Annotated in this window: 24 protein-coding genes and 1 pseudogene; 15 read left to right on the forward strand and 10 right to left on the reverse strand. The window is 71.8% G+C overall.

Features of this window, described 5'->3' with window-relative positions; translation table 11 throughout:
* Positions 1 to 177 precede the first annotated feature (177 nt).
* Positions 178 to 495: a hypothetical protein gene (locus J1M46_RS12120; RefSeq protein ID WP_206448031.1), complete on the forward strand. Its 318-nt coding sequence runs from the start codon at positions 178 to 180 to the stop codon at positions 493 to 495.
* Positions 492 to 929 (forward strand): type II toxin-antitoxin system VapC family toxin, encoded by a 438-nt coding sequence (locus J1M46_RS12125; protein ID WP_206448032.1) that lies wholly within the window; start codon positions 492 to 494, stop codon positions 927 to 929. The genes J1M46_RS12120 and J1M46_RS12125 overlap by 4 nt, the downstream gene beginning before the upstream one ends.
* Positions 930 to 933: 4 nt before the next feature.
* On the opposite strand, the gene trhO is transcribed toward J1M46_RS12125, so the two are convergent.
* On the reverse strand, positions 934 to 1,797 hold the full coding sequence (gene trhO, locus J1M46_RS12130) for an oxygen-dependent tRNA uridine(34) hydroxylase TrhO (protein WP_206448033.1): 864 nt from the start codon (positions 1,795 to 1,797) through the stop codon (positions 934 to 936).
* 65 nt (positions 1,798 to 1,862) lie between these two features.
* Between trhO and J1M46_RS12135 the strand changes: the two genes are divergently transcribed.
* Positions 1,863 to 2,432, forward strand: a complete 570-nt coding sequence (locus tag J1M46_RS12135; RefSeq protein ID WP_241249654.1) for an acyl-CoA thioesterase — start codon at positions 1,863 to 1,865, stop codon at positions 2,430 to 2,432.
* 244 nt (positions 2,433 to 2,676) lie between these two features.
* Positions 2,677 to 3,846: an ATP-binding protein gene (locus J1M46_RS12140; protein ID WP_206448035.1), complete on the forward strand. Its 1,170-nt coding sequence runs from the start codon at positions 2,677 to 2,679 to the stop codon at positions 3,844 to 3,846.
* Between the two features lie 7 nt (positions 3,847 to 3,853).
* Here J1M46_RS12140 and J1M46_RS12145 read toward each other — a convergent pair whose 3' ends face one another.
* Complete coding sequence (locus J1M46_RS12145; protein WP_206448036.1) at positions 3,854 to 5,521, reverse strand: phytoene desaturase family protein; 1,668 nt, start codon at positions 5,519 to 5,521, stop codon at positions 3,854 to 3,856.
* Positions 5,522 to 5,606: 85 nt separating this feature from the next.
* Here J1M46_RS12145 and J1M46_RS12150 point away from each other — a divergent pair, with 85 nt between their 5' ends.
* On the forward strand, positions 5,607 to 10,139 hold the full coding sequence (locus tag J1M46_RS12150; RefSeq protein ID WP_241249110.1) for a bifunctional proline dehydrogenase/L-glutamate gamma-semialdehyde dehydrogenase: 4,533 nt from the start codon (positions 5,607 to 5,609) through the stop codon (positions 10,137 to 10,139).
* Positions 10,140 to 10,189: 50 nt separating this feature from the next.
* On the opposite strand, the gene J1M46_RS15850 is transcribed toward J1M46_RS12150, so the two are convergent.
* Both J1M46_RS15850 and J1M46_RS12160 read right to left on the reverse strand, forming a co-directional pair.
* A complete protein-coding gene (locus J1M46_RS15850) occupies positions 10,190 to 11,506 on the reverse strand; it encodes a HipA domain-containing protein (RefSeq protein ID WP_206448037.1) in 1,317 nt (438 codons plus the stop codon).
* Positions 11,499 to 11,801 (reverse strand): helix-turn-helix domain-containing protein, encoded by a 303-nt coding sequence (locus J1M46_RS12160; RefSeq protein WP_206448038.1) that lies wholly within the window; start codon positions 11,799 to 11,801, stop codon positions 11,499 to 11,501. Before J1M46_RS12160 ends, J1M46_RS15850 begins: the two co-directional genes overlap by 8 nt.
* Before the next feature lie 273 nt (positions 11,802 to 12,074).
* Here J1M46_RS12160 and J1M46_RS12165 point away from each other — a divergent pair, with 273 nt between their 5' ends.
* Genes J1M46_RS12165 through fgd form a run of 3 tightly spaced genes read left to right on the forward strand, consistent with a single transcriptional unit; the run spans position 12,075 to position 14,209 of the window.
* The gene (locus tag J1M46_RS12165; RefSeq protein WP_206448039.1) at positions 12,075 to 12,293 is read left to right on the forward strand and encodes a hypothetical protein; all 219 of its coding nucleotides are present in this window, start codon (positions 12,075 to 12,077) and stop codon (positions 12,291 to 12,293) included.
* Between the two features lie 37 nt (positions 12,294 to 12,330).
* A complete protein-coding gene (locus tag J1M46_RS12170) occupies positions 12,331 to 13,173 on the forward strand; it encodes a GNAT family N-acetyltransferase (protein WP_206448040.1) in 843 nt (280 codons plus the stop codon).
* Between the two features lie 43 nt (positions 13,174 to 13,216).
* Positions 13,217 to 14,209, forward strand: a complete 993-nt coding sequence (gene fgd, locus J1M46_RS12175) for a glucose-6-phosphate dehydrogenase (coenzyme-F420) (protein ID WP_241249111.1) — start codon at positions 13,217 to 13,219, stop codon at positions 14,207 to 14,209.
* Between the two features lie 206 nt (positions 14,210 to 14,415).
* Here fgd and J1M46_RS12180 read toward each other — a convergent pair whose 3' ends face one another.
* Together J1M46_RS12180 and J1M46_RS15855 are read right to left on the reverse strand one after the other, a co-directional pair.
* A complete protein-coding gene (locus J1M46_RS12180) occupies positions 14,416 to 15,723 on the reverse strand; it encodes an FtsX-like permease family protein (protein WP_206448041.1) in 1,308 nt (435 codons plus the stop codon).
* On the reverse strand, positions 15,720 to 16,868 hold the full coding sequence (locus J1M46_RS15855) for an ATP-binding cassette domain-containing protein (protein ID WP_206448042.1): 1,149 nt from the start codon (positions 16,866 to 16,868) through the stop codon (positions 15,720 to 15,722). The genes J1M46_RS12180 and J1M46_RS15855 overlap by 4 nt, the downstream gene beginning before the upstream one ends.
* A gap of 122 nt (positions 16,869 to 16,990) precedes the next feature.
* On the opposite strand from J1M46_RS15855, the gene J1M46_RS12190 reads away from it, so the two are divergent.
* Complete coding sequence (locus tag J1M46_RS12190) at positions 16,991 to 17,818, forward strand: CPBP family glutamic-type intramembrane protease (RefSeq protein ID WP_446698592.1); 828 nt, start codon at positions 16,991 to 16,993, stop codon at positions 17,816 to 17,818.
* Positions 17,819 to 18,017: 199 nt separating this feature from the next.
* On the forward strand, positions 18,018 to 18,386 hold the full coding sequence (locus J1M46_RS12195; RefSeq protein WP_206448044.1) for a VOC family protein: 369 nt from the start codon (positions 18,018 to 18,020) through the stop codon (positions 18,384 to 18,386).
* A 68-nt stretch (positions 18,387 to 18,454) separates the two neighbouring features.
* On the opposite strand, the gene J1M46_RS12200 is transcribed toward J1M46_RS12195, so the two are convergent.
* Positions 18,455 to 19,153 (reverse strand): GNAT family N-acetyltransferase, encoded by a 699-nt coding sequence (locus tag J1M46_RS12200; protein WP_206448045.1) that lies wholly within the window; start codon positions 19,151 to 19,153, stop codon positions 18,455 to 18,457.
* A gap of 62 nt (positions 19,154 to 19,215) precedes the next feature.
* On the opposite strand from J1M46_RS12200, the gene J1M46_RS12205 reads away from it, so the two are divergent.
* Positions 19,216 to 20,178, forward strand: a complete 963-nt coding sequence (locus J1M46_RS12205) for a nucleoside hydrolase (RefSeq protein WP_206448046.1) — start codon at positions 19,216 to 19,218, stop codon at positions 20,176 to 20,178.
* Positions 20,179 to 20,266: 88 nt separating this feature from the next.
* Positions 20,267 to 20,554: pseudogene (locus J1M46_RS15940) on the forward strand (Gfo/Idh/MocA family protein); the annotation flags it as partial.
* A gap of 152 nt (positions 20,555 to 20,706) precedes the next feature.
* Here J1M46_RS15940 and J1M46_RS15485 read toward each other — a convergent pair.
* Positions 20,707 to 20,880 (reverse strand): hypothetical protein, encoded by a 174-nt coding sequence (locus tag J1M46_RS15485; RefSeq protein WP_241249112.1) that lies wholly within the window; start codon positions 20,878 to 20,880, stop codon positions 20,707 to 20,709.
* 240 nt (positions 20,881 to 21,120) lie between these two features.
* Here J1M46_RS15485 and J1M46_RS15490 point away from each other — a divergent pair, with 240 nt between their 5' ends.
* Positions 21,121 to 21,447 carry a Gfo/Idh/MocA family oxidoreductase gene (locus J1M46_RS15490; RefSeq protein ID WP_241249113.1) on the forward strand — a complete coding sequence of 109 codons (327 nt, stop codon included), beginning with the start codon at positions 21,121 to 21,123 and terminating at the stop codon, positions 21,445 to 21,447.
* On the opposite strand, the gene J1M46_RS12215 is transcribed toward J1M46_RS15490, so the two are convergent.
* On the reverse strand, positions 21,444 to 22,613 hold the full coding sequence (locus tag J1M46_RS12215) for a MalY/PatB family protein (protein ID WP_206448048.1): 1,170 nt from the start codon (positions 22,611 to 22,613) through the stop codon (positions 21,444 to 21,446). The two genes, J1M46_RS15490 and J1M46_RS12215, sit on opposite strands and share 4 nt — an antisense overlap.
* 109 nt (positions 22,614 to 22,722) lie before the next feature.
* Complete coding sequence (locus tag J1M46_RS12220; protein WP_206448049.1) at positions 22,723 to 23,220, reverse strand: beta-class carbonic anhydrase; 498 nt, start codon at positions 23,218 to 23,220, stop codon at positions 22,723 to 22,725.
* Between J1M46_RS12220 and J1M46_RS12225 the strand changes: the two genes are divergently transcribed.
* Complete coding sequence (locus tag J1M46_RS12225) at positions 23,219 to 23,608, forward strand: pyrophosphatase (RefSeq protein ID WP_206448050.1); 390 nt, start codon at positions 23,219 to 23,221, stop codon at positions 23,606 to 23,608. The genes J1M46_RS12220 and J1M46_RS12225 overlap by 2 nt on opposite strands.
* A gap of 100 nt (positions 23,609 to 23,708) precedes the next feature.
* Entirely contained in the window at positions 23,709 to 25,043 is a 1,335-nt protein-coding gene (locus tag J1M46_RS12230; protein ID WP_206448051.1) for an FAD-dependent monooxygenase, read from the forward strand.
* The last annotated feature ends 52 nt before the right edge of the window (positions 25,044 to 25,095 follow it).

Raw genomic sequence — 25,095 nt, forward strand, 5'->3', positions numbered from 1 at the left:
GCCGCAGCGTGGGAGAGAGCACATCGCTTCGGCGAGGCGCGTGCACATCTCTGGCCGCGCCGCTCCGGTCGCACCGACGCGGAGGGTGGCGCGCCCTGGCGGGACTCGAACGCGGCCGCGGAGGCGACCGCTGCGTGGGTTGCGGTCAGCGTCGACGGGCACAGCCAGGATGAGCCGGTGCTGGTGGCGATCGACGACGACCGGGTGGCGGGATTCTCCCCTTTCAAAACATGCTCATGCTACAGTATGAGCATGAAGACTGAGCGACTGCAGGTGCTCATCGAGATGGAGCAGCGCGCCCGTCTGGAATGGACGGCCGCGGTCAGGGGCGTCTCGGTAGCGGCGCTCGTGAGGGATGCGATCAACCTGGTGTATCCGCCACAGGCGGAGCAGCGGGCGAAGGCCGCAGCCGACATCCTGGCCGCTGAGCCGATGGCAGTGCCCGATCCGGCGGAGCTGCGCGCGGAGCTCGATCGGCTGCGAGGCGGCGATTGATACTCCTTGACACCAGCGTGCTCGTCTACGCGGTGGGTGTCGAGCACCCCCTCCGAGACCCGTGCCGCGCGGCCATCGCTGCAGTCGGAGCGGGCGCGCTTGCCGCGACCACTACCGTCGAGGTGCTGCAGGAGTTCGCACATGTCCGAGCGAGGCGGCGAGGCCGCGACGACGCCGTGGTGCTGACAGAGCGCTACGCAACAGTGCTGGCACCGCTCATCACCGTCGACGCGGACGACCTCTCGCTAGGGATGCGGAGGTTCCGCGAACACGAATCGCTCGGCGCGTTCGACGCAGTGCTCGCGGCCGTGGCGCAACAGCGCGAGCATGTGCACGCCTTGGCGTCCGCCGACCGCGCCTTCTCCGACGTTCCTGGTCTTGTGCATCTTGACCCAGCCGCGAGGGACTTCCGCGAGCGCATGGGGATCGACTGACCGCTCAGCCGCTGGCGACGTGCTCGGCGCAGGCCGGCTCGCAGTCGCCGCACACGGGCACCTGCTTGCGGCACGACCAGAGGCGGCAGTTGCCCATGCCGCCCGTCGGCGCGCCGCAGGCCGCGCACGAGCCGAGCACTGCCGCATCCGACCCGAACTGCATCGTCTGGCGCTGGTCGAACACGTACAGCGAGCCTTCCCACAGCCCCGAGTTGCCGAAGCGCTCGCCGTAGCGGACGATGCCGCCGTCGAGCTGGTAGACCTCCTGGAAGCCGCGCTTCGCCATCAGGCTCGAGAGCACCTCGCAGCGCACGCCGCCGGTGCAGTAGGTGACCACCGGCTTGTCCTTCAGGTGGTCGTAGGCGCCCGAGTCGAGCAGCCGCGCGAAATCGCGGGTGGTCTCCACGTCGGGCACGATCGCGCCCTTGAAGCGCCCCACCTCGGCCTCGAAGCGGTTGCGGCCGTCGAAGAAGACCACGTCGTCGCGCTGCTCGACCAGCTCGTGCAGCTCGCCGGGCTGCAGGTGCCGCCCGCCGCCGACGATGCCGGCCTCATCGACCTCGAGCTCATCGGCCGCGCCGAAGGTGACGATCTCGTCGCGCACCTTCACGCTCAGCCGCGGGAAGTCGCTGCCCGTGCCCGCCGACCACGTGATGTCGAGGCCCTTGAACCCCGAATACTCGCGCGTGGTGCGCGCGTAGCGACGCAGCGCATCCGTCTCCCCTCCGACCGTGCCGTTGATGCCGTGCGGCGAGATCAGGATGCGACCGGTCAGCCCCAGCGACTCGCAGAGCGCGCGCTGCCACAACCGCACCGCCTCGGGGTCGGCGATGGGCGTGAAGCGGTAGTAGAGCAGCACCTTGTGCATTGTTCGATTCTCCCAAACGAGAGCGGATGCGGTGTGCACGTCGGGCAGGATGGCTGACCGTGAACATGTGGTTGCAGTGGCTGATGGCGATGACCGTGAAGAGCAAGGGACGCCCGGCGCTCGGGATCGACGAGGTGGCGCGCACACCCTTCGTGGTGCTGCCGACCGACATCGACCTGCTCGGGCACATGAACAACGGACGCTACCTCTCGTACATGGACCTCGCGCGCGTCGACATGACCAACCGCACGGGCATGTCGGCGGTGCTCGACAAGGCCGGCATCTACGCGGTGGTCGGCCAGTCGACGATGGTCTACCGGCGCTCGCTCGATCTGTGGCAGCGGTTCGAGATCGAGACGGCCGTGCAGGGCGCCGATGAGCGGGCGATCTACCTGCAGCAGCGGTTCGTGGTCGACGGCGAGGTGCACGCGCGCGGCGTCGTGCAGGGCCGCTTCATCGAGCGCGGCGTCGGCACGGCGACGATCGCGCGGGTGACCGAGGTGCTCGAGGCCGCCGGGCTCTCGGTCGTGATGCCGGAGCTCGACCAGCGGGTGCACGACTGGGCAGAGATGAACCGGCTGCCGTCGAACCGCCTCCCGGCACCCTCCACCTGGGGCGGCCGCACGCCCCGCTGACCTCGCGTTTGAGGGCTATCCCCAACCCGACTCGGCCTCGGCCCCGGCCGCGCCTCAAGCCTCGCCCTGGTAGTGAGGCGAAACCCCGGCCGTACAAGAAGAGCGCTGTGGCGAAGCGAGGGAAGTTCTGCAAGCGAGATGACGCCCCGCCGGCTGCGGCACTGCCTCGCGGCGGCAATCGTGCTATACGTTGCTAGCAACCGCTTGAAGCGCTAGACTCGCTATACCGCGCGAGAGGAGACCGATGACTCGCCGTCAGTCCAATCCGTTCCGGCCCGGCTTCAACCAGGCCCCGGTCGTCTTCGCTGGTCGCGTTGAGGTCCTCGACGGTGCTGTCGAAGCCCTGGAGGTCGCGGCATACGATGCCCGCACCCCGCGGCCGCTGATCCTGGTCGGGCCGCGCGGCGTCGGCAAGACCGTGACCTTGGGAGAGATCGCCACCCTCGCGGCCGAGGAATTGTCGTGGCCCTCTGTGCACGTCGAGGCCAAGGCAGGCGGATTCCTCGCGGAGCTCAGCCTGCGCCTCCAGAAGGCTCGCCAACTGCTGGCGGGCACTGTCGTGGCCGAACGGCCCCTGGGACGGACCCGGGTCTCGGGTGGCAAGGTCGAGGCGAAGGCTCTCGGAGTGGGCGGAGCGATCGAGTTCCAGGTGGATGCGGCCGACAGGGCCGCTGACCTCGACGTGGCCACTGCGCTCCGTCAGGTCATGCAGGTCGCCGCCGAACGCGGTGCCGGCCTCCTCCTTACCCTTGACGAGCTGCAGAACGCTTCCCCGGACGAGCTCAACACCCTCGGTGCTCTACTCCAGGAGAGCGTCCCTCTGGACTGGCCCTTGGTCGTGGCAGTGGCCGCACTGCCCTCCCTGCGGAGCAATCGCGGGCCACGCAGGCTGCCGACCTACCTCGAACGAGCGGAATGGCACGAGCTGGAGGCGCTACCGGCCAAGGACGCTCGACAGGCTCTCGTCGAACCGGCGCGACAGGCTGGCCGACCAATGACTCCAGAGGCAGCGGATGCGCTCTTGGGCATCGCCGGGGGCTACCCGTACGCCATCCAGGTCGTCGGCCACTTCGCCTGGAGGGCCTCCCATGACAGCGCCGAGATCACTCTCGTCCACGCTCATGCCGCTCGGCCCAGGATCGAGGCGGACCTCGAGCAGTTGTTCACGAGCCGCTGGGAGGACGCCAGTGGCCGGGAGCGGGAATATCTTCGCGCCGCCGCATCTGCCGCTCAGAAGCACGCTCGGCCGCCAACGGGCGGCGAGGTGGCTGCTGAACTCGGAACGACGGCCAAGTCGGTTTCGTACTTGCGCGATCGCCTCCTCAAGAAGGGGACGATCTACCACGACGGCGCAGGCCGACTGCACTTCATCACGCCGGGTATGGGTCTCTGGATCGGCGATCTGGAGCACTGAGGGAACGTCACCCGACCCGGCCTGCCAGCAGCTCCAGCGCCGCCTGTGCCGCGTTGTGCCCGCCGATGCCTGAGACGGCCCCGCCACGGCGGGCGCCTGCGCCGGCCAGGAGGATTCGCGGGTGCGCCGTCTCCACGCCCCATGCCTCGGCGACCGATGTCGCCTCCTCCTCCAGCCACGGCCAGGACAGCGGGCCGTGGAAGATGTTGCCGCCCGGCATCGCCAGCGCCGCCTCGAGGTCGAGGGTGGTCTTCGTCTCGATGGCCGGGGTGGCGATGCCGTCCGGCCCCGTGCCCTGCAGCAGCAGCGGCTCGATCGGCTCGGCGAGCACCGAGTCGAGCGAGGCCAGCACGGCCCGCTCGAGCTCGCCGCGCATCCGCTCGTTGGTGTCGTCGTTCAGCAGCCGGTCGGGCACGTGCAGCCCGAAGACGGTGAGGGTGTGGGCGCCGGATGCGCGCAGCTCGTCACCGAGGATCGTCGGGTCGGTGAGGGAGTGGCAGTAGATCTCGCACGGCAGCGGTTCGGGGATGCGGCCGGCGCTCGCCGCGGCGTGCGCGGCGCCGAGCTGCGTGTAGGTCTCGTTGATGTGGAAGGTGCCGCCGAAGGCCGCCTCGGGCGAGACATCGCCCCGCAGCCGCGGCAGCCGCGAGAGCAGCATGTTCACCTTCACCTGCGCACCCTCGGGCCGCTGCCGGCCACCGGCGCCCTCCTCGCCCAGCAGCCCCGCCAGCACGTGCGGCGCCACAGCGGAGAGCACCAGGTCGAACTGCGCCGTCAGCTCGGTGCCGCTGGGCACACCCGCCGAGCCGGCCAGGCTGCCGCCGACCCGCTCCTCCCAGGTCACCTCGCCGTCGGGCGTCACGCCCGTGACCGTGACGCCCGTCAGGATGGTCGCGCCCGCGGCCCGCGCCGCCGCTTCGAGCTCGCCGGAGACGCGCCCCATGCCGCCGATCGGCACGTCCCAGTCGCCGGTGCCGCCGCCGATCACGTGGTAGAGCAGGCAGCGGTTCTGCTCGAGCCCGGGGTCGTCGAGCGCGGCGAACGTGCCGATCAGCGCGTCCGTCGCGATCACGCCGCGCACCAGGTCGTCCGCGACCGCGCCCTCGATGGCGTCGGCGATGGGCGCGTCGACGATCTCGGACCAGGCGGATGCGGCTCCCGCAGCCGCGCGCGCGGCGTCGCGGGTGGGCAGGGGCTCGGTGAGCGTCGGGAACAGGGCCGCCGCCAACCGGGTGGTGCGGTCATAGAAGTGACCGAACCCATCCGCATCGCCGGCGGCGCCGATGGCGGCGAAGGAGGCGCGCGTGGCGGCCTCGTCGCCGGCGTCGATGAGCAGCCCGCGGTCGCCGCCGAGCCCGGATCGGCCGCTTCCAGCGCCGTCGTGCCCATAGCCGGCTGGCACCGGCGTGTAGGAGGAGTAGCGGCGCCGAGCGAGGCGCACGTCGAGCCCCAGGTCGCGGATGATCTGCTCGGGCAGCAGGCTCACGAGGTAGCTGTAGCGCGACAGGCGGGCGTCGAGGCCGACGAAGCCGCTGGTGGAGACGGCAGCCCCGCCGACGTGCGGCAGGCGCTCGAGCACCGTCACGGCCACGCCCGCGCGGGCGAGGTAGGCGGCGGCGGTGAGGCCGTTGTGGCCTCCGCCGATGATGGCGATGCGGGGCTTGCCTGCGAGCATGCGGGTCCTCCTCGTTGAGCGGCCGATCCTTGGCCTGCACCCGTGCGACGCCGGGTTCATGGCCTGCACGCATACGATATGCCGCATGACCGAGCAGCCCAGGGACGAAGACTTCGACGCCCTGATCGCCGAGGGGATCCAGCAGGCCGAGCGCGAGCGGTCGTCGGGCGCGCCGGACGCCGAGCCTCCTGTGGAGAGCGACGAGGACATCCGGCAGTTGGGCCTCGACGACCCGCTGGAGGTCGTCGACGAGCAGGATGCCGACGAGACCGACGCTGACCCCGACGAGCCGGTGCGGCTGACGGTGACGCTCGACTCCGGTCCCGCCTTCGAGGTCGATGACGCGACCTGGGCGGCCGCGGTCAGCCCCTACCAGCCGGTCGAGGTGCCGGGCGTCGCCCGCTCGGCCGCCGAACCGCCCGCGTCGGGCTGGTCGCTCTCCGCCGACATCGTCGACGTGCCGACGGTGCAGATGGATGCGCTGGAGCTGCAGGAGGAGCTGCGGGCCGCGTCGCTGACCCCCGTGCCCGAGGCCGCGCAGGTGCCAGAGCAGTCGGTGCCGGAGGAGGGGGCGGCGTCTGCCGCCACGGCCCCCGAGGCCGCTGCGCCTGCCGAGGCCGCCACGGCCACCGAGGATGCCGCGCCTGCCGAGGACGCCGCGCCCGTCGCCACACCGGATGCGTCGCCGCTGCTGCCGCCGCAGGACACCCCCAGGATCGGCGGGCTGGCGGCAGCGGTCTCCGCCCGCGCAGCGGCCAGGGCGGCCGCCGAGGCCGAGCTGCGGGAGGCGGCGGAGTCCGCGGCGGCCCCGGCACCCGTGCCGAACGTCTCGGCCACTCCGGAGCCGAGGCCCGAGCCGGAACCGCAGCCACAGCCGGTCGTGGAGCGGGAGCCCGCGTCGCGCCCGCGAGTGCGACCCCGACCCGAGCCTGGCCCCGCACCGGAGCCGACGCCGCTGCCGGAGGCTGCGCCCGTCTCCGCTCCCATCGCCGCTGCCGAGCCCGCGCCCGCCGCCGACTCCCCCAAGGCACCCGTGCCCGCACCGGCGCCCGCACCGCTCGCCGGCCCAGCGAGCGACGACCCCTACGCGCTCACCGCCATCGAGCGGGTGCGCGCCTGGCTCAGCCCCGCATCAGACTCGGGGCGCGACAAGCGCAGCCGTGACAAGGCGGAGGAGCGTCTCGCCGGCCTGCTGAAGGATCCCCACGGGCTCGAGTTCGCGGTCGCGTTCGTCGACAAGGTCGTGCGGCCCGAGGATCCGAAGGTGGGCGCTCGCAACTTCGAGGAGCTCAGCCGCGACATCCCCGGCTTCCTCGACTGGTACCTCAAGCTCGGCGTCACGCTCGGCGGCGGCTTCGGCATCGTGAGCCCCAAGCTCGTGATGCCGATGGTGAAGAAGGCGATGCGCGAGATCGTCTCGCACCTCGTCATCGATGCGACCCCCGCCAAGCTCGCCAAGCCGCTCGCGAAGCTGCGCGAGGACGGCACCCGGCTGAGCATCACGCTGCTCGGCGAGGCGGTGCTCGGCGAGCAGGGGGCCGACGAGCGCCTCGCCGCCACCGTCGAGCTGCTCGAGCGCGACGACGTCGACGCCATCTCGGTGGCGCTGTCGCCGATGGCGCCGCAGCGGCAGCCGTGGGCGTTCGACGAGACCGTCGAGCAGGTCGCCGAGCGACTGCTGCCGCTCTACACGGCCGCCGCGCAGGCGCAGCACGCGAAGCGCATCACGCTCGAGATGGGCGCATACCGCGACCTCGACCTCACGATCGCGGTGTTCGAGCGCCTGCTCATGCGGCCGGAGCTCGCGAGGCTCGAGGCCGGCATCGTGCTGCAGGCCTACCTGCCCGAAGCCCTCGCTGTCTACCGCCGCCTCGCCGCCTTCGCGAAGGAGCGCCGCGCGCAGGGCGGCGCTGGCATCAGGGTGCGGCTGGTGAAGGGCGCGCACCTCGCGACGGAGCGCGTGGAGGCGACCCTGCACGGCTGGCCGCTCGCGACCCTGCCGTCGAAGGCATCGACCGACGCCAACTTCACGCGCGTGCTGCGCGAGGCGCTGCTGCCCGACAATGCCTTCGCCGTGCGCGTCGGCGTCGCGAGCCACAACCTCTTCGACCTCGCCTACGCGGCCGAGTTCGCTCGCGAGCACGGCACGCACCAGCGCATCGACGCCGAGATGCTGCTGGGCATGGCCGCCGAGCACCGCGACGCCGTGCGCGAGGTCTTCCCGCACCTCGTGCTCACCGCGCCAGTGGTGCTGCCCGGCCAGTTCGACGCCGCCGCCGGCTACCTCATCCGCCGGCTCCAGGAGCACGCGGCCGACGAGGGCTTCGCCTCCAGCCTGCTCGAGCTCTCCGATCCCGCCGTCTTCGAGCGCGAGCGCGACCGCTTCCTCGACTCGCTCGAGCTGCTGTGCAGCGAGGACGCCGCACGGCCCGCCGGCCGCGACGGCGTGCAGCCCGCGCCGCAATCGAACCGCACCCAGGACCGCCAGGGCGACCTGCAGGCGTCGCAGACAGCCCCGCCCGCCTTCGCCAACGAGCCCGACACCGACCCGGCGCTGGCCTCCAACCGCGACTGGGCGCGGCAGATCGTGCAGCGCGCCGGCGCCACCGAGCTCGGCAGCCGCACGCTCGAGATGAACCGCATCGAGGACTGGCCGACGCTCGAGCGCCGCATCGACCGTGCTGCGCAGGCCAGTAACGGATGGGCTGCGCTGGGTGCCGAGGGCAGGCGCGAGATCCTGCGCGAGGCGGCCACGACGCTGGGCGCCTACCGCGGCCGGCTGATCGAGATCATGCTGGCCGAGACCGGCACGACGGTCGCTGAGGCCGACCCGGAGGTGTCGGCGGCGATCGACTTCGCCCGCTTCTCCGCGGAGCGGGCGCCGCTGCTCGAGCAGCTCGACGACGCGATCCCGAAGCCGGTGGCGCTGACCGTCGTGGCGCCGCCATGGCACGACGCGGTCGCCGCTGCCGTCGGTGGCGTGACCGCTGCGCTCGCGACCGGCTCCGCCGTCATCCTCAAGCCTGCGCCGCATGCTCGCCGCAGCGCCGCCGTCGTGTGCGAGGCGCTGTGGGAGGGGGGCGTGCCGCGCGAGGTGCTGGTGCTGTGCGACATGGACGAGGGCGAGGTGGCGAAGCAGCTCATCGCGCACCCCGCCGTCGGGCGGGTGCTGCTCACCGGCTCGATCGATACGGCCGAGCTGTTCGGCTCCTGGCGGCCCGAGCTGCCGCTGCTGGCCGAGACCGGCGGCAAGAACACGATCATCGTCACGCCCTCGGCCGACTTCGAGCTCGCGGTGGCAGACATCGTGCAGAGCGCCTTCGGCCACGCCGGCCAGACGCGCTCGGCCGCATCCGTCGTCATCATGGTCGGCACGGTGGGCGACTCCGAGCGGTTCCGGCGCCAGCTGGTCGACGCCGCGTCGTCGCTGCGCATCGGCTCGCCGCTCGACGCGCGCACGCACGTCGGCCCGCTCATCGAGCCGGCGCAGGGGCCGCTGCTGCGTGCGCTCACGACGCTCGAGGACGAGGAGGAGTGGCTGCTCGAGCCCAGGCAGCTCGATGCCGCCGGCCGCATCTGGTCGCCCGGCATCCGCGACGCGGTCGAGCCGGGCTCGTTCACGCACCGCACCGAGCTCCGCGGCCCGCACCTCTCGCTCATCGAGGTCGACACGCTCGATGAGGCGATCGATGTGCAGAACGCCACCGAGCTCGGCCTCGTCGCCGGCATCCACTCGCTCGACGTGCTGGAGGTGGCGCAGTGGCTCGACGAGGTGCGTGCCGGCAGCCTGTTCGTCAACCGCGGCATCACCGGTGCCGTCGTGGGCCGGCGGCCCTCCGGCGGCTGGAAGCGCTCGCAGGTCGGGCCCGGCGCCGGCCCGGGCGGCCCGAACTCTCTCGCCACCCTGGTCGACTGGCAGCCGGTCGAGCGCGGCCCGCGCGAATCGGTGCGGCTGCACGGGCTCGACAAGCGGGTGGCCGAGCTGATCGAGGCGGCCACGCCCTCGCTCGACTTCCTCGAGTTCGACCGCGTGCGCGCCGGTGCGAACAGCGACCAGACCGCGTGGGAGGAGGAGTTCGGCCTCGCCCGCGACGCCAGCGATCTGGGCGTCGAGCGCAACGTGCTGCGCTACCGGCCCGCCGACGTGCTGCTGCGACTGGCCGACGACGGCTCGGTCGCCGAGCTCGTGCGGCTGCTCGCCGCCGCTGCCCGCTCGCGCGCGATCGTGCGCATCTCCACCTCCGCCCCGGTGCCGAAGGGCATCGTGACGCTGTCGAGGCAGCCGATCCCGCACGTGCGCATCGAGGAGATCGTGGAGGAGACCGACGCCGGCTTCCACGCCCGGATCGCGTCCGGCGAGGTGCTGGAGCCGGTCGAGAATGAGGATGCGCTGGGACTCGTGCGCACCACCGAGCCGCTGCGACGCATCCGGCTCATCGGCACCGATGCGGGGCTGCGGCCGGCGCTGGCCGGCAACGCGACGGTGGCGGTGTACGACGGGCCGGTGACCGCCGAGGGGCGCATCGAGCTGCTGCCGTTCGTGCGCGAGCAGTCGGTGTCGATCACCGCGCACCGCTTCGGCACGCCCGATCAGGAGATGCTGGCGCTGCCGCTGTAGTCATAGAAAGCCGCTTCGCTGGAGCAACCGTGCTCAGGGAGGCGGTCGCGCTACAGCCGGTCAGCGGGCGGCGGAGCTGACCTGCGACCGAACTGTCCGCCGTTGGGGCCGGAGGGCACCCGCGGTTGCGCAGTGTCGCTGCGCCGCGTGAGCGACGTCGGATCGGGCGCCAGCGCGCGCGCCTGCGTCATCGCATCCTCGAACCGATCTCGCATGACGTCCTGGCTGACTTCGTCCTGGACATGCTTCGAGGCGACGGACATCGCGCTTGCGAGCACTTCCTCTGCCCGCTTGAACCATGACCGGGCCTCGGGCTCTGCGACGCCGAAGAGCGCGAGCACGTCCCGCTCGAGCATCCCGTCTGGGCGGCGGTTGCTCTCGCCGAACATGCTGAGCTGGAACGACTGCTCCTCTTCGAGCGGCGTCGGGTTGACGTCGAAGGCGGGCGAGAGGGACCAGTGGGCGCCGGATCGCAGGAAGCCGTGATTGCGGAGGTGGTCGTCGGCGTTGCCGATCAGGGATCCGAGCGCAGATCGCCGCCACAGCTCAGTCGGGTCTGCACCGTTGATCTGCGCGAACTCGGCCAGGTCGAGCCAGTCGCCGCCGTCGCCGTCTGCGGCCTCCAACGCGGTCATGGCGGACATGTAGGGGATGCGAGTCTCGCCGTTGCGGTCGAACCGGCTCAGCAGGAGGACGTTGCGCACGCGCCCGGTCTTGTCGGCGATGCGCACCATCTTGTGCTGAGGCACCTCGATGCCCAGCGCTCGCTGGAGGACGAGTGTCGCGCCCTCCCAGCCCGGCACGTCCCAGTCGTCGTCGTTCTTCGGGAATTTCGCCAACCACAGGCCCTGCTGGCTCGTCACGCTCGCCTTGGGACGTGCGCCGCCCAGGCTGCCGCTGGCATCGCAGAGCCGCCGCAGTTGCTGCTCTGCGATGTCGCGGCGCCCCTCGTTCACTTGGTCGGCGGTCGTGATGAGGTCGGGCAGATCGAGTTCGGTCGGCACTCCGTCTCGGCGTGGTGCGAGGGGCTCGTCGCCGTCGGAGTCGAAGAACCTCGTCGCACCTTGCCTGCCGTGGTCAGCGACGCCGAGCAGGTACTCGTGCTCGCGCAGCTTCGTGCGCTTCGCGGCGCGCTCCAGGATCTTGCGCCCCCAGCGGTCGGGAGCGCTGTCGCTGAAGGGCCCGGTGCCAGCGTGAGACAGCGGGCCAGCCACCAGCGGCAGGGCGGGCGCAAGCGCGAACGCTCCCGGGCGAGCCAGGTACGACTCGTCATAGCGGAAGGTGCCGTTGTCGCGATTGATGAACAGCGCGCCAGCGGTGACTTCCTCGCGCCCGATGGTGGTGCGGATGACGACACGCTCATGCACGGCGGGGCCTCACTCGCTTGGGCAGGCTGTCGAGTGAACGGATACGTCCGAGATCGGTATGCAGCGGGTCGGTCGCCTCGACGGTTGCATCGAGCATGCCGAGCACGCGCAGCACGTTCAGGAAAGCGTCGAGGCGCACGTTGTCTCCGTGCTCGATGTTTCGGAGCGTGGTCACGCTGATGCTGGCGCGCTCGGCGACCATCGCCGCAGTCAGCCCGAGTAGCTTCCGCTGGTCACGCAGATGCTCCCCGATGGTCCGCTGCGCTCGACGCAGCGCGGGTGATGCGATTGCCATGGAGCTCCCGTCCTAGTGCCGTTATTCTAGCAGTTATAGGGTTTTACCGATAGGTGTTCGGTGGTTATCGTCAGTGCGGCGACCCGGCTCCACGAGGAAGTCCCGCCCGATGCTGCAGCGTTGGGTCGCCGTCCCGCACTGGGCTCGGGGCGCCGCCCCCCTTTGCTTGATGAAGCCATGCACTTCGCAGTGGTGGCGGGCAGAATCTCGCGTCATCACGAGGAAGATTTGCTTGATCGCTTCGGTCCACTTGGCAGGTAGGTCATCCGGCTGGTGCGCACGACCGAGCCGCTGCGACGCATCCGCCTCATCGGCACCGACGCGGGGCTGCGGCCGGCGCTGGCCGGGAACGCGACCGTGGCGGTCTACGACGGGCCGGTGACCGCCGAGGGGCGGCTCGAGCTGCTGCCGTTCGTGCGCGAGCAGTCGGTCTCGATCACGGCGCCCCGCTTCGGCACGCCCGACCGGGAGATGCTGGCGCTGCCGCTGTAGGGCAGGGGCGCCGATCGCGGTCTGGGAGGATCGGCGGGTGGCATTTCGGGAACTGCGACCAGAAGACCTCGATCGCGCAGCGAGCTGGTTGGTCGACGGCGGGTTCCGTGCAGACCGATGGCGCGACGATCACACCCGGTCTGCAGTCGCCAGCGATGCAGGGCGCGTGATCGCTGCGGGGATGATCTGGACATCACGAGTGCACGGAGACCGGTACTGGGTGCGCATCATCGTTGAGCCCGACCGGCGACGGCAGGGGCATGGTCGAGCGATGCTCGCACATCTCTCGACGCTGCGCCCTGCCGAGCTGCCGTTCATGGCCCGCGGATTCTTCGATTCGGATGAGATGGCGTTTGCTGATGGTCTGGGCGCACACACGATCCAGGTGGTACCGCCGGCCCGGATTGCGACGAGCAGTCGAACGAGGCTTCGCGCGCTCGACTCCGTCGTGTCGGCTGGCGGGTTGACGCGGGCGACGATCGAGGCAGCGAACGCCGAGACGTATGAGTGGGTGCATGCCGCTTGGAGTCCCGTCGGACCGGGTTTCGAGAGCGCGCTCAACGAAGATCTCTGGGATGAGCTCGACCCGCAGGCGACGTCGGTCGCGCTCGACGCCGACGGCCGGATCTTGGCGATGGCGATGGGTTACCAGGATTCGAGTCCGCCCGTCGTGACGGCTGAGACCGTTCGGATCGATCAGGAAGGCGGCGAACGGCTCGTCGAGGCCTGCATCCGACGCACGCTCGACGTCTACGCGGAGCGAGGCGTCGACGAGGTTGAATTCGACGGGCACGTCACGGATCCCCACTTCATGCCGATATGGGCGCGACTGCAGCCCGCCGGTGAGTGGTTCCGGCTGGTGGAGGTCCCCGCTTCCTGACAGGGGTCGATCCCCGAGCCCGGGTACTGCTTGACTGAGCAGCATGCGGTACGGATACAAGGCCAGCGCCGAGCAGTTCTCGCCGAGCGAGCTGCTCGAGCTCGTGCAGCTCGCCGAGCAGGTGGGCCTCGACAGCGCGTTCATCAGCGACCACCTGCAGCCCTGGCGGCATGACGAGGGGCACGCGCCCAACGCGGTCGCCTGGCTCGGCATGGCGCTCGAGCGCACCAAGACCATCACGCTCGGCACCTCGGTGCTCACGCCCACGCTGCGCTACGAGCCGGCGGTCGTGGCGCAGCAGTTCGCGACGCTCGGGCAGGTGCACCCGGGGCGCCTCATTCTGGGCGTCGGCACCGGCGAGGCGCTCAACGAGCAGATCATCGGCGTCGAGTGGCCGGAGCTGAAGGAGCGCTTCGCCCGTCTGCGCGAGGCCGTGCGCCTCATCGACCGGCTCTGGCGCGAGGATCGCGTCGAGTTCGAGGGCGACTTCTACTCGACCTTCGGCGCCACCATCTACGACCGGCCCGAGACGCCCATCCCCATCTACGTCGCCGGCGGCGGCCCCGCCACGACGCGTTACGCCGCGCGCTCGGCCGCCGGCCACATCTGCACCTCCGGCAAGGGCGACGAGTACTACCGCGACACGATCGTCGCGAACCTCGAGGAGGGGCTCGAGAAGTCCGGCCGCGACTCGGGCGAGGTCGACCGCATGATCGAGATCAAGGTCTCCTACGACCGCGACGCCGACCGGGCGCTCGAGAACACCCGCTTCTGGGCGGCCCTCTCGCTCTCGCAGGAGCAGAAGCACGCGGTGCACGACCCGATCGAGATGCAGCGCCTCGCCGACGAGCTGCCGATCGAGCAGGTGGCGAAGCGCTGGATCGTGGGGGCGGATGCGTCGGCCGTCGCGGGCGCGATCGGCCACTACGCAGAGCTCGGGTTCACCCATCTGGTGTTCCACGGCCCCGGCAACGACCAGCGCCGCTTCCTGGAGCAGTTCGCCGAGGACGTGCTGCCGCTGCTGCCCGCGCGCTGACCGGCCGCCGCTCGCGCGCTGACCCGCCGCCGCTCGCGCGCTGACCCGCCGCCGCTCGCGCGCTGACCCGCCGCGCTGGCCCGTCGGCCGCAGCCGCGACTGCCGCGGACCCCTCCGAGATCGCAGGACCCCGCAGAACGGGACCGACGATCTCGAAAGGGTCCGCGAACCTTCTCAGGCCGGCACCGCCTCAGGCGAGAACCGCCTCAGGCGGGCACCGCCTCCGTCGCCACCCGTCGCACGAGCGGCAGCGCGCACGCCGTCGCGGCGAGCGTGACCACCACGGCGCCCACCGCCATGAGCGCCCAGATGAGCACCGAGCTGGCGTTGCCCATCCACAGCGCGAAGGTGGGCAGGATCAGCAGCAGCGCCATGCCTGCCGCGCCACCCACGCCGACCAGCAGCGGCAGCGCTACCTGGCGCATGATCGCGCCCTGCATGACCGGCAGGTCGACGCCCAGCTTGTGCATCGCCTGATGCTCGCGGCGCTGGTCGAGCACCTTGGCCGACTGCGCGATACCGGCGAGCACCGCGCCGAGCACGCCGGCGATCGCGATGGTCAGCGTGGCGCCGGTGGCGATGTCGACGGCGAACGGGTCGCCGGGCGCTGCCGTGGCGGGCGCGAGCGAGGCCGCACCGCCGGCCATCACCGCGATCGACATGGCTCCGACGATGTTGAACGCCCCGCGCGGGTCGTCGATCACGCGGCGGGCGGCGAGCAGCGTCTCGGGGCGCCGGGCGCCCTTGGCGAAGAGCCACGCGACGCCCTGGATCACGAGCGGTCCGATGAGCGCGTAGGACAGCACGAGCACCGAGATCATCACGATCACGACCGTCAGCTCCACCGGCACCACATCGACGACGACGAGCGCGATGTAGCCGGCGACGACGAGCAGGAAGCCGGCGATGCGCCAGAGCGAGAGCCGCTTGCCGCCCACCCGCTGCGCAACGCCGAGCGGCGTCACATGCACGCGCCGCAGCGAGGCGAGGGCCGCGACGAGCGCGATGCCCACGACCGCGCCGCCGGCGGCGAGCCACACCCAGACGGGCGGCAGCAGCTCGGCGACCGTGAACGGCAGCCCCTGGAACTCGATGCGCGCGATGCCGGGCGTGACGGCGAGCGCGAGCATGGCACCGACGACGACGCCCACGAGCGCCTGCGCGACCGCATCGAGCACGGCCATCATGCTCACTTGGCTGCGCGTGGCTCCGACGAGGCGCAGGGCGGCGAGCCGGTCATCCCGGCGCGCGAGCGCCAGCCGGACCGCCGCTTGCGCGAGGGTCCAGACGGCCGGCAGCAGCAGTGCAGCGGCGACGAATGAGAGGGTCAGCACCAGGGCGCCGTCGGCGGGGTCGACGGCGCCGGTCTCGAGCCGCACGCGGAACGCGTTCACCCCGCCGAGCACCGCCAGCAGCGCAGCCGTAGCGAAGGCGAAGGCGACAGCGCTCAGCACGTCCGTCGCGCGCGGGCCGGTGGCGCGCAGCAGCCGCGCCCAGAGCCGGACGGCGGTCATCGCGCACCCCCGAAGCCGTTGACGCCACCGTGCGCCGGGTTCGCCACGGGCACGCCCGCGCTCTGCCCGATCCACTGCCGCATGGGATTCTCGACCTGCTGCTCGCCGCGCGCCGCGCCGTACGAGGTGACGTGCTGCACAGGAGCGCTCTGCGGTGCCACGGGCACGGGTGCGCTCTGCGGTGCGACCGGCACGGATGCGCTGTGCGGCGCCGCGTACGACGGCTCGGGGTACGGCGTGGCCGCGTTCCCCCGCGGCTCGGGCGCCCCGTACGGCGCCGGATGCGCCGGCGCCTGCGCGCCCCAGCGCACAGGCTCCTGCTCGATCAGCGCCGTCTGGCCGACGAGCGTCGGCTGGTCGACGAGCGCGGGCTGCGCAGCCGGCGCGGCGTGCGCGTGCTGCGCACCCGCACCCTGTGCGCCCGCGTGAGCGAACGCATCCGCCCCACCGTCGGCCGGTCCGTCGCTGACGACGCGGCCGTCCTCGAGGCGGATCACGCGCGAGCAGGCGGCAGCCACCTCAGCGTCGTGCGTGACGACCACGAGCGAGGCCCCGTGGCCGAGGGTCGCACCGATCAGCAGCGCCATCACCGCCTGGCCGGTCGAGCGGTCGAGGGCGCCGGTGGGCTCGTCGGCGAAGACGATGCCGGGGCTGCCGACCAGTGCGCGGGCGATCGCGACGCGCTGCGCCTGGCCACCCGAGAGCTCACCGGGGCGCCGGTGCAGCATGCCTCCCAGGCCCAGCCGGTGCAGCAGCGCTCCAGCGGCCGCCTCCGCGCCCGAGCGCAGCCCGCCGCCGAGCATCAGCGGCAGCGCCACGTTCTCGATCGCGGGCAGCTCGGGCAGCAGCTGGCCCGACTGGAAGACGAAGCCGAAGTCGCTGCGCCGCAGCTTGGTGCGCCGGCTGTCGCGCATGGTGGCGAGGTCGCTGCCGCGCCAGACGACGCGGCCCGCGTCGGGGGCGATCATGCCGGCGAGCACGTGGAGGAGGGTCGACTTGCCCGAGCCCGAGGGGCCCATGATGGCGACCGCCTCCGGCCCGTTCGAGCCGATCGTCAGCGAGAGGTCGGCGAGCGCCGGCGCCGCCGAGTCGCCCTGGCCGTAGGTGTGCGTGAGCTGGTGGGCGTCGAGTCTGTTGGTCTGCATGGGTCCATCGGAGCAGGTGCGGCGCCGCCGATCGAGCGATCCGGCCGCCTTTGCATCCGGGGTCGGATGCGGATCATCCCAGCGGATGACGGGGTGTGCCTCCGTAGGCTGGTCTCGTGACGATCGCAGCCGAGGGCACCTCCACCCGCCCCATCGCCATCGTGCCGGCCGCGCTCGTCACGCTCGGCGCCATCCTGCTGTTCTGGGTGCTGACCGACTGGGGCTACCTGCCGCTCGTCGCCGGCGTCATCGGCGGCATCCTCACCGACCGCGCGGGCGCCTCCCGCAAGCTCGGCCAGGACCTCGCGCTGATCGCGATCGCGCTCACCTGGATCTCGTTCATCTCGCTGCGCGCCGACATCTCGAACGCCGGCATCGCCCGCTTCGCGATCGCCCTCGGCGGCGCGGTGCTCATTCCGTACGCGATCACCCGCTGGGGCTCCAAGGACCGCGCGATCCGCTTCCCCTGGAAGGGCGGCCGCTGGTCGAAGCGCATGTGGACGTACATCGCCATCGTGGTGCTCGCCGCCTACCTGATCCTGCCGTTCTACTTCCTCACCTCCGGCGTCTACCGCAACTGGCCGGCGGTGGAGGACTGGGACATGATCGCGCGGCTGTTCATGGGCGTGAACGCGGTGGGGCTGTGGGACGAGCTGTTCTTCATCTGCACCGTCTACACGCTGCTGCTGCGCCACTTCCGCCCCTGGCTGGCCAACATCCTGCAGGCGGGCATCTTCGTGTCGTTCCTGTGGGAGCTCGGCTACCAGTCGTGGGGCCCGCTGCTGACGATCCCGTTCGCGCTCGTGCAGGGCGCCATCTTCTCCTGGACCAAGAGCCTCCTCTACGTCGTCACCGTGCACCTGCTGTTCGACGCGGTCGTCTTCCTCGTCATCGTGCACGCGCACCACCCCGAGGCGCTGCCGATCTTCCCGCTCATCGGGGCCTTCTGACACCCGGCTCCTGATCTCAACGTGCCAGGTGCGCACACGCCGCGATATATGCGCCGAACCCGCACCTGACACGTTGAGATTCCGGATGCGGCGGGTGCCGCACCCGGCCGGCCACCCGTTCTGCCTGGTGAAGCCGAGCGCCATCGAGACCCGACGCTCGCCCCTGGCGGATGTCGGCGGGGCGGCGTAGCGTCCCGGCATGGCCATCGCACGCTACCCATCGCTCGTCATCGACTGCCCGGATGCCCCCGCGCTCGCGCGCTTCTACGGCACGCTGCTCGACTGGCCGGTCTCCACCGGCTCGGACGAGCAGGACACCTGGATGGAGATCCGCGCCGACTACGGCCAGGTCATCTGCTTCCAGCAGGTCGACGACTACCGGCCGCCGGTGTGGCCGACGCAGGAGCATCCGCAGCAGATGCACCTCGACGTCATCGTCGACGACCTCGACGAGGCGGAGGCTGCCACGCTCGAGCTGGGTGCGACGAAGCACGAGCAGCAGCCGGGGGAGACGTTCTGGGTCTTCCTCGATCCGGCGGGCCACCCCTTCTGCCTCTGCGTCAGCTGAGGGTCGCGGGTCGAGCGGCAGCGCTCCACGTCAGCCCGGGGTCGCGGGTCGAGCCGCAGCGCTCCTCGTCAGCCGAGCGCCACCGCCGTCTGCGTCCCCAGCCGCGTGAAGCCGAGCCGCTCGGCGAGCCGCAGCGACGCCTCGTTGCCCACGCGGCATCGCCACTGCGCCACCAGACCGGCGTCGATCGCCGCGCACACCGCCCGCGTCGCGGCTGAGCGACCGTAGCCGCGCCCCCGCTGGGCGGGCGCGGTCGCGACCCCGAGGTGGGCGATCGTGCCGTGCCAGTGCTGGTAGCCGGCGACCGCCGCCGCCGTGTCGTCGCGCTCGTCGCGCACCGCCCAGCGCCGCTCCATCGCCTGCACGCCCGCCTCGTCCCACTCGTCCTCCGGCACCGCAGCGCCGACCGAGGCGATGTCGAGCGAGACGGCCTCGACCACCCGGTGCTGCGGGTGGGCGGGCCGCGCGCCGGCGAAGAGCAGGTGCGCCGTGCCGATAGCGCGCGAGCCGGGCAGCGCTGCGGCGATCGCGTCGGCGTCGCGCAGCGCCCACGCGGGCAGCGCGGCGAGCGGCGCCTTCGCGCTCGGCGGGGCGGCGACCACGGTCGCGGCACCCAGCTCGAGCACGATCACGGCGTCGAGGTCGGCCCGTTCCACGCGCGTGATCCCGGTGCCCTCGAGCGCGGACGGCGCGGTGCCGAGCGCGTCCGCCCACGCGGCCCGCAGCCGCGCGCCATCGCGCTGGGGCACGTCGGGATCGCCGAGCATGCCCTCAGTGTCGCCCGCGCTCGCGGTCGGCGGAGGAGGCGCGCCCGCCCTAGGCTCGATGCGTGACCACCGTGCCTGCCGCCACCACCGTGCTCCTCGACGTCGACACCGGCATCGACGACGCCCTCGCCCTCTTCACCGCCGCCCTCTCGAACGCGATCGACCTCGTCGGCTGCACCATCGTGTGGGGCAACGTCGACGTCGAGCAGGGCGCGCGCAACACCTCCGAGGTGCTGCACCTGGCCGGCCACGGCGACGTGCCCATCGCGATCGGCGCCGCGGGCCCCCGCAACGGGCAGCCGGCGGTCTTCTCGCCCCAGGTGCACGGCGCTGACGGGCTGGGCGGATGCGCTGACACGGCCCACGTGCCGACGGTCGCGTCCGAGAGCGCGGTCGAGATGATGCTGCGGCTCAGCCACGAGCACGCCGGTGCGCTCGAGATCGTGGCGGTCGGACCGCTCACGAACCTCGCGGCGGCACTGGACGCCGACCCGACGCTGCCGGAGCGCATCCGCCAGGTCACGATCATGGGTGGCGCCGCGCTCGCGCCTGGCAACGTCAGCGAGACCGCCGAGGCGAACATCTGGCACGATCCGGAGGCCGCGCAGGTGGTCTTCGACGCGCCCTGGGAGCTGACGATGGTGGGGCTCGACGTGACGATGACCTCGCTCATCACCGACGAGCACCGCGCGAGGCTCGCCGCGGGCGGCGCGATCGGCCGCTTCAGCGACCGCATCCTCGACTACTACCTCGCCTACTACGAGAGCTTCTCGGGCGAGCGCGCCTCCGGCAACCACGATGCGCTGGCGCTCGCGGTCGCGACCGGCTTGGTGAAGACCACGCTCTCGCCGCTGGTCGACGTGCACGTGAACTGCTCCGACGGCGAGGCCCGCGGGCGCACCGTCACGACGCTCGAGGGCGCGTGGGGTCAGTGGCCCGAGCAGCCGGGAGCCCGGCACCGCGTGGTGATGGAGGTCGAGCCCGGCTTCGAGGAGCGCATGATCGACCTGCTCGCCGGCGCCTGAGCCGCAGCGCCCCGGGGTCGCGCCGCTCGCTGAGCCGCGCGTTCGGCAGGATCACGCAGCTCATCACTTCCAGAAGGGGCAACGAGCCATGCAGAAGGTCGGAATCGGACTTGTCGGAGCGGGGTTCGTCGCCGATCTCCATGCGGAGGCGTTCAAGCGGGTGGCGGGCCACGACGTGCGGATCGTCGCCGTCGCCGCACCCCCGACGCGTCGCGACGCGTTCGCGCAGCGGCACGGCATCGCGACGGTGTACGACGACCTCGAGCAGCTCCTGCAGGACGACGAGGTGGACGTCGTCGACATCTGCACGCCGCCGTCGCTGCACGTCGACATGGTCGCCAAGGTGATCGCGGCCGGCAAGCACGTGATCTGCGAGAAGCCGCTCACCGGCTTCTTCGATGTGCCCGAGGGCGGTGCCGACGACGTGGACCGCAAGCAGATGTACGACTCGGTGATCGCCGAGATGGACCGCCTGCGCGAGGTCGTCGCCGACAGCGGTCTGGTGTTCGGCTACGCCGAGAACTACATCTACGCGCCGTCGGTGCAGAAGAGCCGCGAGATCCTGGAGAAGTCGGGTTCGCGGATCACCATGATGATCGGCGAGGAGTCGCACAACGGCTCGCACGCCGAGTACTCCCGCCGCTGGAAGGACTCCGGCGGCGGCGCGCTCATCCGCCAGGGCTGCCACCCGCTGTCGGCCATGCTCTACCTCAAGCAGGTCGAGGCCAAGGCAGCCGGCCGCACCGTCGCCATCGAGTCGGTGGTCGCCGACACCACGGCGATCACGCCGACACCACGGCGATCACGCCGACACTCTCCGACGAGCAGCGCCGCTTCCTGCACGCCCGGCCGGTCGATGTCGAGGACGTCGCAAACGTCATCCTCGCCTTCGACGACGGCACCCGCGGCGTCGTCACCGCCACCGACACCATCGTCGGCGGCGTGCGCAACTCGCTGCAGGTGTTCACCAACGACAGCGTGCACCTGTGCCAGATCAGCCAGAGCGACGGCCTGCGGCTCTACCACGGTGACGCATCCTCGCTCGATGACGTGTACGTCACCGAGAAGATCGACAACAAGGGCGGCTGGCAGTACGTGCTGCTCGACGAGCTGCTGGCGCGCGGCTACATCGGCGAGATGCAGGACTTCATCGACTGCGTGGTGCACGGCGGCACGCCGCAGGCCGACTTCGAACTGGCCTACACCTCGATGCAGGCGATCTACGCGGCGTACGAGTCGGCAGCGACCGACCGCAGGGTGCGGATCTAGGCGATCGCACCCATCCGCTTCACTGCCTCCTCGATGACGTCGGGGCGGGTGCCGAGGTTGAGGCGCACGTGGTTCTCGCCGCCGGTGCCGAAGGCCTCGCCGGCGTTGAGCCCGACGCGGGCCCGCTCGAGGAAGGCCTTCGTCGGGCCGGCCGACAGCCCGACGTAGCCGGCGTCGGCGCGCGAGTGCGGATCGGCGACGCGCGTGCCCCTGCAGTCGAGCCAGGCGAGGAAGGTCGCCTCGCCCGGTCGCCAGGCGATCGCGGGCGCGTGCTCGGCCAGCAGCCGCTGCAGCAGCGCGCGGTTCTCGCGCAGCCCGCCCAGCACGTCGTCGAGCCAGTCGCGGCCCTCGTCGAAGGCGGCGACGTGCGCGATGGTGGCGAGATGCGCCGGCCCGTGGCTGACGACCTCCGCCATCGATCCCAGATCGGCGCCGGTCTCGGCGCCCCCGACGATGAGGGCGGTGCGCAGGCCGGCGAGGTTCCAGGCCTTCGAGGCGCTCGTGATCGAGAAGCCGCGCGGGTCGACGCTCCAGTAGGGCGTGAACTCGGCGTCGAACAGCAGCGGCGCGTGCACCTCGTCGCTGATCACGCACACGTTGTGCCGGGCAGCGAGCTGCGCGAGCGCCTCGAGCTCGGCGCGCGTGTGCACGGTGCCGGTGGGGTTGTGCGGATTGCAGATGAGCAGCACCGCGCCCGCCTCCGCCGAGGCGGCGAGTGCCTCCTCGATCGCCGCGAGGTCGAGCCGCAGGTCGGCGCCCAGCGGCGCCTCGACAACCTGGCGCTCCGCGTGCACCGAGTAGGCGTGGAAGGGCGGATAGACGGGGCTGGTCACGATCACCCGGCCGCTCGGCGGCGTGAGCATCCGGATCAGCTCGAACACGCCCATCATCACGTCGCTCACCAGCGCCGTGCGCGGCACGTCGACGGTCGCACCCCACCGGTCGTGCGCGAAGCGCGCGAACGCCTCGGCGTACCCCGTGCCGAACGGGTACCCCGTGTCGCCGCGACCCATCGCATCCGTCACCGCCCTGGTGATCGCCTCGGCGGGCAGCACATCCATCTCGGCGACCCACATCGGCAGCACGTCGGGCTCGAAGAAGCGCCACTTGATGCTCGTGCGCTGCCGGAGGTCGGCAAGGGGCACCTGCTCGAACGGGTTCGTCATGGCCCCATCCTGCCGTTGGAGGTCGATGCGGCGCCATAGGCAGAGCGGATGCTCGGGTGCGGTGCCGCGGGCATGTCCCGGTGGTCCGCCCTCTGCGCTGGCGTCCCGGTCAGGCCACCTGCCGCAAGCGGCCCGAATCGACGTCATAGAGGAAGCCGCCGACGCGCGCGCGGTCGCCGATCAGCGGGTGCGAGCGCACGCGGTGGACGTCCTCGATGATGGCGAGCTCCTGGTGCTCGATCGCGCCCAGGTCGAGCCACGCGGCGTCGGTGCCCGCCGATTCGCTGATCTCGGCGAGCAGCTCGCGCTCCGACTTCGAGGCCATCGCGCAACGCGTGTGCTGCACGATCAGCACACGGTCGACGTTCAGCAGGTGCACGCTCAGCACGAGCGCGACGAGCGTGCGCTCGGTCGCCCGGCCGCCGGGGTTGCGCAGGATCTTGGCGTCGCCGGGCACCAGCCCGACCATGCCGAGCGGGTCGAGGCGCGAATCCATGCAGGTCACCATGGCGACCCCCGACTTGGCGACGCCGTCGAAGCCCTGCAGGGCGAAGGTGTCGGCGAATTCGCGGTTGCGGGTGAGCAGGTCGTCGAAGGCATCTTCCATGATTCAAGAATCTAGCCTGCGTGCGACCATTGGCCGCATGGAGATGCGCGCCACCGCCCAGCAGATCGACGCGATCTCGCGCCGCTACGCCGAGATCTACGGCTTCGAGCGCAGCACCGACTGGCTGGTGCTCAAGCTGCAGGAGGAGGTCGGCGAGCTCGTGCAGGCCTACCTCGCCAAGACCGGCAGGCAGCGCGACAAGGGCCACAGCCCCGAGGAGATCGACCGTCGCTACGCGCTCGAGCTCGCGGATGCGGTGGGCATGCTGCTCGCGCTGGCCGAGGCCACCGGGGTCGACATCGAGCGGGCCATCGACGACAAGTGGCTGGTGTGGGATCGGCGCGTCTCCCAGCGCGCCGGCGAGGCCGACGCACCCGAAGCGGAGTGAACGGCGCCCGTGCGCCGAGACGGCGCACGGCGGTGGCGTCGCGGCCGAGGTCCGCAAGGACCTCGGCAAAAAAGCTCCAGCGCGCGTTAGCCTCGAGGGCATGACGCAGACCGCCATCATCGTCGGTGCAGGACTCGGCGGGCTCTCCGCCGCCCGCGGCCTCGAGGCCGCCGGCTGGCAGGTGCGCGTGCTCGAGGCGGCCCCGCAGGTGCGCCCGCTCGGCGCCGGCATCTCCATCACCGAGAACGGCCTCGCCGCCCTCGACGAGCTGGGCGTCGGCGACGAGGTGCGCGAGCGCGCCGTGCGCTCGCTGCCCGAGGGCATCTACACCGACCAGGGCTCGCCCCTGCAGCAGGATTTCCACGCCGGCTCCAGCGCCGTGCACGCCATCCACCGCGGCACGCTGCACGAGATCCTGCGCGGCGACCGCGAGGTGGAGACGGGCATGCGCGTGGTCTCGGCGACGGATGCGTCCGGCAGCGCCCGCGCGTCCGTCACGATCGAGCACGGCGCGGCCGATCCCGACTCGACCGACGCCCGCAGCGAGCGCGAGCGCCGCAAGGACCGCGCGCGCGGCACCAAGCTGGGCCGCCGCATCCACCGCTTCCTCGAGCCGGGCGACGACCCGATCGACCGCAGGGCCGAGCGCCGCGCCTCCAGGGATCAGGTGCGCGCCGTGGAGGACGCGCGCTTCGAGACCCTCGAGGCAGACCTGATCGTGGGCGCCGACGGCATCGACTCGGCCGTGCGGAAGGCGCTCTGGCCGAAGGCGCGCACCGACTACTCCGGCGCCACCACCTGGTTCGGCGTGGTGCAGGCTGAGGCCGACTCGCCCGCCGGCCCGCGTATGTACCTCGGCCGCGGCGCCGAGTTCGGCATGGAGCCCATCGACGGCGGCCGCGTCTACTGGTGGGGGATGGCGCTGGCACGCATGGGCGGGCACGCCGACGACGAGATCGCCGCCGCCCAGCGGCAGTTCGACGACTGGACGCCGGAGGTGCGCGACCACATCGCGGCGACGCCGCAGGCGGGCATCATCCGGCGCGACCTGTTCTCGCTCGCCACCCGGCTGCGCAGCTACCACCGCCCCGGCGTCGTGCTGGTCGGCGACGCCGCGCACGCGATGCTGCCCACCCTCGGCCAGGGCGGCAACAGCGCCTTCGAGGACGCGGCGACGCTGGGCTACCTTCTGGAGGGCATCCCGCTCGAGGACCACTCGCTCGAGCAGGCGCTCGTCGCGTACGACCGCGAGCGCGTCGAGCGCACGCAGCGCTTCATGACCATCGCCGAGCGCATGGCGCGCACGAACACACGCATGCGCAGCCCGCTGCTCGTGGCTGCCCGCAACGGCCTGCTCAACCTGACGCCGGCGCTCGCGACCGAGATCGCCGGCGACTGGATGCTCGCCTGGCGCTCGCCCCGCCACACGAGCTGAGCCCGACCGTCACCGCGGGCGCAGGCTACGGCAGCACCTGGGGGACAAGCGT

Source organism: Agrococcus sp. KRD186 (assembly GCF_017168255.1).
Classification (GTDB): domain Bacteria; phylum Actinomycetota; class Actinomycetes; order Actinomycetales; family Microbacteriaceae; genus Agrococcus.